Origin of the sequence: Pseudoflavonifractor sp. An184, from assembly GCF_002160305.1 — a bacterium.
Classification (GTDB): Bacteria; Bacillota; Clostridia; order Oscillospirales; family Oscillospiraceae; genus Lawsonibacter; species Lawsonibacter pullicola.
The window spans coordinates 1-7642 of record NZ_NFKI01000090.1 but is presented as its reverse complement, the minus strand read 5'-3'; the positions used below and the strand labels follow the sequence as shown (position 1 = coordinate 7642).

General features: G+C 62.6%; 7 protein-coding genes. 5 read left to right on the top strand and 2 right to left on the bottom strand.

The window, feature by feature from the left end:
• Position 1 precedes the first annotated feature (1 nt).
• The 5 genes from B5F19_RS16050 (at position 2) to B5F19_RS16030 (ending at position 4427) form a co-directional block, all read left to right on the top strand.
• Positions 2 to 439, top strand: a complete 438-nt coding sequence (locus B5F19_RS16050) for a stage V sporulation T C-terminal domain-containing protein (RefSeq protein ID WP_242972852.1) — start codon at positions 2 to 4, stop codon at positions 437 to 439.
• 163 nt (positions 440 to 602) lie between these two features.
• Positions 603 to 1247: a 5'-deoxynucleotidase gene (yfbR, locus tag B5F19_RS16045; RefSeq protein WP_204248355.1), complete on the top strand. Its 645-nt coding sequence runs from the start codon at positions 603 to 605 to the stop codon at positions 1245 to 1247.
• The gene (locus B5F19_RS16040) at positions 1244 to 1513 is read left to right on the top strand and encodes an ACT domain-containing protein (RefSeq protein WP_087292534.1); all 270 of its coding nucleotides are present in this window, start codon (positions 1244 to 1246) and stop codon (positions 1511 to 1513) included. Before yfbR ends, B5F19_RS16040 begins: the two co-directional genes overlap by 4 nt.
• A gap of 459 nt (positions 1514 to 1972) precedes the next feature.
• Positions 1973 to 3331 carry a PFL family protein gene (locus B5F19_RS16035; RefSeq protein WP_087292531.1) on the top strand — a complete coding sequence of 453 codons (1359 nt, stop codon included), beginning with the start codon at positions 1973 to 1975 and terminating at the stop codon, positions 3329 to 3331.
• An 877-nt stretch (positions 3332 to 4208) separates the two neighbouring features.
• The gene (locus B5F19_RS16030; RefSeq protein WP_087292528.1) at positions 4209 to 4427 is read left to right on the top strand and encodes a helix-turn-helix transcriptional regulator; all 219 of its coding nucleotides are present in this window, start codon (positions 4209 to 4211) and stop codon (positions 4425 to 4427) included.
• Between the two features lie 344 nt (positions 4428 to 4771).
• Here B5F19_RS16030 and lepA read toward each other — a convergent pair whose 3' ends face one another.
• Both lepA and B5F19_RS17335 read right to left on the bottom strand, forming a co-directional pair.
• The gene (gene lepA, locus B5F19_RS16025) at positions 4772 to 6580 is read right to left on the bottom strand and encodes a translation elongation factor 4 (RefSeq protein ID WP_087292525.1); all 1809 of its coding nucleotides are present in this window, start codon (positions 6578 to 6580) and stop codon (positions 4772 to 4774) included.
• Complete coding sequence (locus B5F19_RS17335) at positions 6577 to 6756, bottom strand: hypothetical protein (RefSeq protein WP_140394271.1); 180 nt, start codon at positions 6754 to 6756, stop codon at positions 6577 to 6579. The genes lepA and B5F19_RS17335 overlap by 4 nt, the downstream gene beginning before the upstream one ends.
• Positions 6757 to 7642 lie beyond the last annotated feature (886 nt).

The following is a 7642-nucleotide window of genomic DNA, read 5'->3' as shown; positions in this document are numbered from 1 at the left end:
GATCTACACCGACCGGGACGGCAGCGTCATTTTCAAGAAGTATTCCCTGATGGGCGGGCTGACCGAATTCGCCGGCCAGCTGTGCGACACCCTGAACCGGACCACCGGCCGCACGGCGGTGATCACCGACCGGGACAACATCATCTCCGTCTCCGGCGCCCCCCGGCGGGAGCTGATGGACAAGCAGATCTCCCCCGACCTGGAGCGCCTCATGGAGGGGCGGCAGATCTATCAGCACAAGGGGGGCGAGGACGGCATCCCCCTGTGCGACAACGACGGCCGGTTCTTTCTGGACACCGTGGCCCCCATCCTGTCCGAGGGGGATGTGCTGGGCAGCGTGGTGTTCACCTCCCCGGAGGAGGAGCTGGGGGGCGGCGAGGTGGAGTACAAGCTGGCCCAGTCCATCGCCGCCTTTCTGGGCAAGCACATGGAGAGCTGACATCGGACTTGAAAACCGGCGTGGGCCGGCGGGCAGACTGCGGCCCGCCGGCGCTTTTTGTCCCGCGGACTGTCCGGGGCAGAAAAGCCGCCGCTTTTGGTTTACAAAGGCCGGGGCCCTGTGGTAAAATGACAGCATTCTTGACGAAGGAAGGGACTTATCGTTGTCCGAGCACTTTTTCCCCATGATCGCCCGCATGCGGTACATCACCCGGTGGGGGCTCATGCGCAACACCGACCCGGAGAACATCCAGGAGCACTCCCACATGGTGGCGGTGCTGGCCCACGCCCTGGCGGTCATCCAGAACGAGAAATTCGGCGGCCGGGTGGACCCGGGGGCGGTGGCGGTGGCGGCTCTCTACCACGACGCCAGCGAGATCCTCACCGGCGACCTGCCCACCCCCATCAAATACGACAACCCGGACATCCAGGGGGCCTATAAGTCGGTGGAGACCATGGCGGAGCAGAAGCTGCTCTCCATGCTCCCCGAGGAGTTCCGGCCCACGTACCGGGAGATCCTCACCATCTCCGACCCGGAGGTGCGCGCCCTGGTGAAGGCGGCGGACAAGCTGTCCGCCTACTTGAAGTGCGTGGAGGAGTTGAAGGCGGGCAACCTGGAGTTCAAAAAGGCGGGCGAACAGACCTATGAGGCCCTGCGGCAGAACCCCCTCCCCGCCCTGGCCTACTTTATGGAGCGCTTCCTCCCCGGCTTCCACCTGACCCTGGACGAGCTCCAGGGGAGCGGCGACGAAATTTTCGGACAGACGACTCTCGACCTCACAACTGGAAAGGAAGGTACACAGCTATGAAAGCCATTGTGACCGTTATCGGCAAGGACCAGGTGGGCATCACCGCCGCGGTGTGTTCCCTGCTGGCCCAGCACAGCATCAACATTCTGGACATCAGCCAGACCATTTTACAGGACTACTTCACCATGGTCATGCTGGTGGACACCACCGCCTGCGACAAGTCCATCGTGGAGATCTCCCAGCTGCTGGAGGACGCGGGCAGCGAGCGGAACCTGTCCATCCGCATCCAGCGGGAGGATATCTTTAACGCCATGCATCGGATTTGATCTGGCCTGACACGTAGGTTTTCACCGCCTGCGGGCGGTGAGCTTCTTTCTGGATGCCCAGAAAGAAGCCAAAGAGGCACCAGGGGAAAGCTCAAAATGGGCACTGCGTGCCCATATTCGCTTGCCCCTGGACCCCATAACGGGGGACGCACCCCTGCTGCGGGTATGACATAGTCCCGGCGCGCAAAATCTGAGTGACAGCCAGCGGCTGCTTCCGGGCCACTGGGCCCTGGATGGTGCAAATTTGCACTTGCTGCAGCCCAACTTCTGCGCCTGAGTCATCCGCGCCAAGTACACTGGGTGCGGATATGGGTGACCGGTCTGCCGCCTTTGAAAAAGTGGAACTGTCCGGCAATATCCTACGGATACAGCACACTTGGGCCGCCCGCATCTGTGTTATGTTTCAACATACAAGACGGAGCATACCTCCGTCGATCCGATTCCATAGGAGGGCAAATCATGCTCAGTCAACACGAAATCATGCAGACCATCCAGATGATCGACCAGCAGCATCTGGATGTGCGCACCATCACCATGGGAATCTCCCTGCTGTCCTGCGCCCGCAGCGACCCCAAACAGGCCTGCGGCGCCATTTACGATAAGATTACCCGGTACGCCGAGAAGCTGGTGTCCACCGGCGAGGCCATTGAGAAGGAGTTCGGCATCCCCATCGTCAACAAGCGCATCTCGGTGACCCCCATCGCCCTGGTGGCCGCCGCCGCGGAGACCGACAACTACGCCCCCTTCGCCGCCGCCCTGGACCGGGCGGCCAAGACCACCGGCGTCAACTTCATCGGCGGCTTCTCCGCCCTGGTGCAGAAGGGGATGACCGAGGCGGACCGGAAATTGATCGCCTCCATCCCCGAGGCCCTGTCCACCACCGACCTGGTGTGCGCCAGCGTCAACGTGGGCTCCACCAAGGCGGGCATCGACATGGACGCGGTGGCCCTCATGGGCCGCACCATCAAGGACCTGGCGGACCGCACCGCCAGCCAGGGGGGCTTCGGCTGCGCCAAGCTGGTGGTGTTCTGCAACGCGGTGGAGGACAACCCCTTCATGGCCGGCGCCTTCCACGGGGTGGGCGAGCCGGAGAAGGTCATCAACGTGGGGGTCTCCGGCCCCGGCGTGGTGTACCACGCCCTCCAGGGGGTGAAGGGGCAGCCCTTCGACGTGGTGGCCGAGACCATCAAAAAGACCGCCTTCCGCATCACCCGCATGGGCCAGCTGGTGGCCCAGGAGGCCAGCCGCCGCCTGGACACCCCCTTCGGCATCGTGGACCTGTCCCTGGCCCCCACCCCCGCCATCGGGGACAGCGTGGCCCGCATCCTGGAGGAGATGGGCCTGGAGGTGTGCGGCACCCACGGCACCACCGCCGCCCTGGCTCTCCTGAACGATGCGGTGAAGAAGGGCGGCGTCATGGCCTCCTCCCACGTGGGCGGCCTGTCCGGCGCCTTCATCCCGGTGAGCGAGGACGAGGGCATGATCGCCGCCGCCAGCTCCGGGGCCCTCACCCTGGACAAGCTGGAAGCCATGACCTGCGTGTGCTCGGTGGGCCTGGACATGATCGCCGTCCCCGGGGACACCCCGGCGGAGACCCTGTCCGCCATCATCGCCGACGAGGCGGCCATCGGCATGGTCAACTCCAAGACCACCGCCGTGCGCATCATCCCCGCCCCCGGCAAGCAGGTGGGAGATATGGTGGAGTTCGGCGGCCTGCTGGGCTCCGCCCCGGTGCAGCCGGTCCACCCCTTCTCGGCCAAGGCCTTCGTGGACCGGGGCGGGCGGATTCCCGCGCCCATGCAGAGCTTGAAGAATTAAGTTCCTTTTCTTGAAAGAAAAGGAACCAAAAGAACTTTGTTGGAAACCTTGTTTTTCCGCTGAACCTGATAGAATGCATTGCGCCGCTCGCAGGGGGGGATTTCGCCGCCTGCGGGCGGCGAGTTTCTTTCCCAGCGATGGGAAAGAAACCAAAGGATCGCCGGGGGACGGCTCAGGATGGACACTTCGTGTCCATATTCGCCTTACCCCCGGTCCCCCATTACGGGGGTTATCCCTTGGAGCAGGCAGAATCCTTCCGGCGCGCAAAATCTGAGCGACACTCTAAATCCCCGCCGGGCCACTAGGCCCTGGGTTTGCAAAATTTGATTTTTGTGCGGTTCCCCTTCTGCGCCTACCTTTGCTGAGCCAACGCCCTCGGTCCGTTTTCCGCCGTAGGGGCGGCCCCATGTGGCCGCCCGCAAGCCTTCCCCCTGGGGCCAAACAGGGATCGGATGAGGGGGCGCTCCTAAATCCCAATCCGTATCCCGGCGGGGGCCCCAAGGGGCTCCCCTACTCATATTCTGGAATGTATCCTTGAGAATTGTAGGGGAGGGGCTTGCCCCTCCCGCGTCTCCAATATCACTATCTAGGAACAGCCCTTGTACCTGCCCCTATTTTCATTATCAGAGTTCATTTTTCTTTTCCAATTCCCGAAGGTGAACTCTCACGAGCTGACGAACATATCCGGGCAGCGAATATGAATTTTTCTGTGCCAATTCTTTGAGCTCCCGATAACAGTCCTCTGTTAAGGACAAACAGATTCGTTTTGTCTGTTTCCCTTCCATACAGATCGCCTCAATCATTTTTAAGGGATATTCCCTTAAAAGCCAATGTGCGGCACGCGGTTCCCCCATAATGGGGCCGAGGTGATTTTTCCATGCTGGACCATCTTCGCACCCTGCGGGAGGACCGGGACTTGTCCCAGGCCGATCTGGCGAGGGTGCTTCATATTCACCAGACCACCTATTCCGACTATGAGCTGGGAAATTTGAATATTCCGATCCCGGTCCTAAAGGAGCTGGCCCTCTACTTTGACACCAGCGTTGACTACCTGCTGGGGCTGACCAACCACCCCACCCCCTACCCCAGAGCCTGACCGCGGGCAGACGGTCCAATATCAGAATTTTGGGAGCTGATGCGCATTCCGCGCACCAGCTCCCATTTTTTGCGGCGGACAAACGCCCGCGCTTTATTCTTCGTCCAGCTTGAGAACGGCCATAAATGCCTCGGTGGGCAGCTGTACTGTCCCCAAGGTACGCATTTTCTTTTTGCCTGCCCAAACGGGCCTGGGCCCGTTTGGGTACCCGGGAATGATTTCAATGCTCGGGCGAAGTAAATTCGCCCTCCGCCAAGGTTTTTGCCTTCGGCAAAAACGCTTGTACGGCGCTATGCGCCGCCCCACTTTGTGGGGCCCCAGGAAGGCAAACGAAAATGCCCTGCTTACTCCTCGTCCAGCTTGAGAACGGCCATAAATGCTTCGGTGGGCAGCTGCACCGTACCCAAGGTCCGCATTTTCTTTTTGCCTTCCTTCTGCTTCTCCAGCAGCTTCTTCTTTCGGGTGATGTCGCCGCCGTAGCACTTGGCCAGCACGTCCTTGCGCATGGCCTTGACGGTCTCCCGGGCGATGATCTTGCCGCCGATGGCCGCCTGGATGGGCACCTCGAAGAGCTGGCGGGGGATGTTCTCCTTCAGCTTCTCGCAGATGCGCCGGGCCCGGGGGTAGGCCTTGTCCCTGTGGGCGATGAAGGACAGGGCGTCCACCTGGTCCCCGTTCAGGAGCAGGTCCACCTTCACCAGCTCGCTGGGCTGATAGCCCTCCAGCTCGTAGTCCAGGGAGGCGTACCCCTTGGTGCGGGCCTTCAGGGCGTCGAAAAAGTCGTAGATGATCTCCCCCAGGGGCATGGAGTAGTGCAGCTCCACCAGGTTGGTGTCCAGGTACTGCATGTCCTTGAAAATACCCCGGCGCTCCTGGCACATGGGCATGATGTTGCCCACATAGTCGGGGGGCGAGATGATGGACACCTTGGCGTAGGGCTCCCGGGCCTCGGCGATCTGTCCCGGGTCGGGGTAGTTGTGGGGGTTGTCCACCCGGACCACCGTCCCGTCGGTCTTGGTCACCTCGTAGATGACGGAGGGCAGGGTAGTCACCAGGTCCAGGTCAAACTCCCGCTCCAGCCGCTCCTGGATAATCTCCATGTGGAGCATGCCCAAAAATCCGCACCGGAAGCCGAAGCCCAGGGCGATGGAGGACTCGGGCTCAAAGGACAGGGAGGCGTCGTTGAGCTGCAGCTTCTCCAGGGCGTCCCGCAGGTCGGGGTATTTACTGCCGTCCTCGGTGTAGATGCCGCAGTACACCATGGCCTGAGCGGGGCGGTAGCCGGGCAGGGCCTCCGCCGCGGGCCGGTCCACCTCCGTGATGGTGTCGCCCACCCGGGTGTCGCTCACCGTCTTGATGGATGCGGTGAACCAGCCCACCTCGCCGGCGGTGAGCTCCGGGCAGGAGTCCATCCCCAGGGGACGCAGATAACCGCAGTCCAGCACCTGGTAGGAGGCCCCGGAGGCCATCATTTTGACGCTCATCCCCTTCTTCAGGGTGCCCTCCATCACCCGGAAGTAGACGATGACGCCCACATACGGGTCATACTGGCTGTCAAAGATCAGGGCCTTCAGGGGAGCGGTGGGGTCCCCCTTGGGGGCGGGGACGTTCTGGACGATGTCCTCCAGCACGGCGGGGATATTGACCCCCATCTTGGCGGAGATCTCCGGGGCGTCCAGGGCGGGCAGCCCGATGATGTCCTCCACCTCCTGCTTGGCTTTGGCCGGGTCGGCGGCGGGCAGGTCGATCTTGTTGAACACGGGCAGGATCTCCAGGTCGTGCTCCAGGGCCAGGTAGGTGTTGGCCAGGGTCTGGGCCTCCACGCCCTGGGTGGAGTCCACCACCAGCACCGCGCCCTCACAGGCGGCCAGGGACCGGGACACCTCATAGTTGAAGTCCACGTGGCCCGGGGTGTCGATGAGGTTCAGGGCGTAGGTCTCCCCGTCGGCGGCCTTGTAGTCCAGCCGCACCGCACGGGCCTTGATGGTGATGCCCCGCTCCCGCTCCAGGTCCATGTTGTCCAGCAGCTGGGACTCCATCTCCCGCTGGGGAACGGCGTTGCACAGCTCAATCAGGCGGTCAGAGAGAGTCGACTTGCCGTGGTCGATGTGGGCGATAATGGAAAAATTGCGGATCTTGGATTGATCGGTCATAAATTATAGATACCTCCTTGGGAAAAGCCGGTGGCTTCTTGTGCTGCCGGCGGATGAATCTGAATGCGATATCGAAGGGGCGTTTCGCCGCCCCGGCGGCGAGCTTCTTTCTGGATGCCCAGAAAGAAGCCAAAGAGGCACCAGGGGGCGGGCTCAGATGAGCGCTCCGCGCTCATATTCGCCCGTCCCCTGGACCCCCGTTTTACGGGGGCCGCCAATTAGGCAAACTGACCTGTCGTCGCAAAGGCGCGGGTGGTTCAGCTGACTGGTTCCCGGTCTATTACCGCTGCCGCTGAGTTCTCGGTAACCTTTGGGCAGTGCTTCTATCGGTTGGAAGCGCGCCTTTTGGGCGTGCGGGGCTCAAGTTCGGCTCAGGGGACGGCATACGCTGGAACATTCCCCGATTCCCGTAGGGGCGGCACACCCGGGCGGCCCAGTGTGCCGCCCCTACGGGAAAACGAAGCGGCAGCGTGATCGGGGCCGGGCCCCTCATCCGTCTGGCCTGGCGGCCAGCCACCTTCCCCCAGAGGAAGGTTTTGCGGGCGGGTCTTGGACCCGCCCCTACGGCGGATATAGGAGCGACTGTGTTGTTCTCGTAGGGGCCGGTCCCAGACCGGCCCGCCAGGATTCGTACCGGGAATGTTGGCTGGGAAACCCAGGCGCAGGAGTGGAACCGCACCGGCGGCAATTTTTGCAAACCCAGGGCCCAGTGGCCCGGCGGGAATTGAGAGGGCCGCTCAGATTTTGCGCGCCGGAAATGATGCACAACCTCCCAGGAGGGCGTCCCCCCGTAATGGGGTCCGGGGCCGACTCCCCCTGTCAGGGGGAGATGGCCCGAAGGGCCAGAGGGGGTAGGGTGGGCGACTATGAGCACGAAGTGCTCATCTGGAGCCGGTCCCTATCCCCTCTGTCCCTTCGGGACATCTCCCCTTGATAAGGGGAGTCGGCCCGGTGGCGCTTTGCCCAATCCCTCGTTGCTCCCGGCGAAGCCCAGCGAAGCGGGTTCGCCGGGAAGAGGAGGAGCAAGGGAACGAACGCAGTTTTCGCCGCCAGGCGGAAACG

Excerpts from the sequence above, each read along its gene's own strand:
- B5F19_RS16040 (WP_087292534.1), top strand. The coding sequence starts at position 1,244 with ATGAAAGCCATTGTGACCGTTATCGGCAAGGACCAGGTGGGCATCACC.
- B5F19_RS16035 (WP_087292531.1), top strand. The coding sequence starts at position 1,973 with ATGCTCAGTCAACACGAAATCATGCAGACCATCCAGATGATCGACCAG.
- B5F19_RS16030 (WP_087292528.1), top strand. The coding sequence starts at position 4,209 with ATGCTGGACCATCTTCGCACCCTGCGGGAGGACCGGGACTTGTCCCAG.
- lepA (WP_087292525.1), bottom strand. The coding sequence starts at position 6,580 with ATGACCGATCAATCCAAGATCCGCAATTTTTCCATTATCGCCCACATC.
- B5F19_RS17335 (WP_140394271.1), bottom strand. The coding sequence starts at position 6,756 with ATGAGCGCGGAGCGCTCATCTGAGCCCGCCCCCTGGTGCCTCTTTGGC.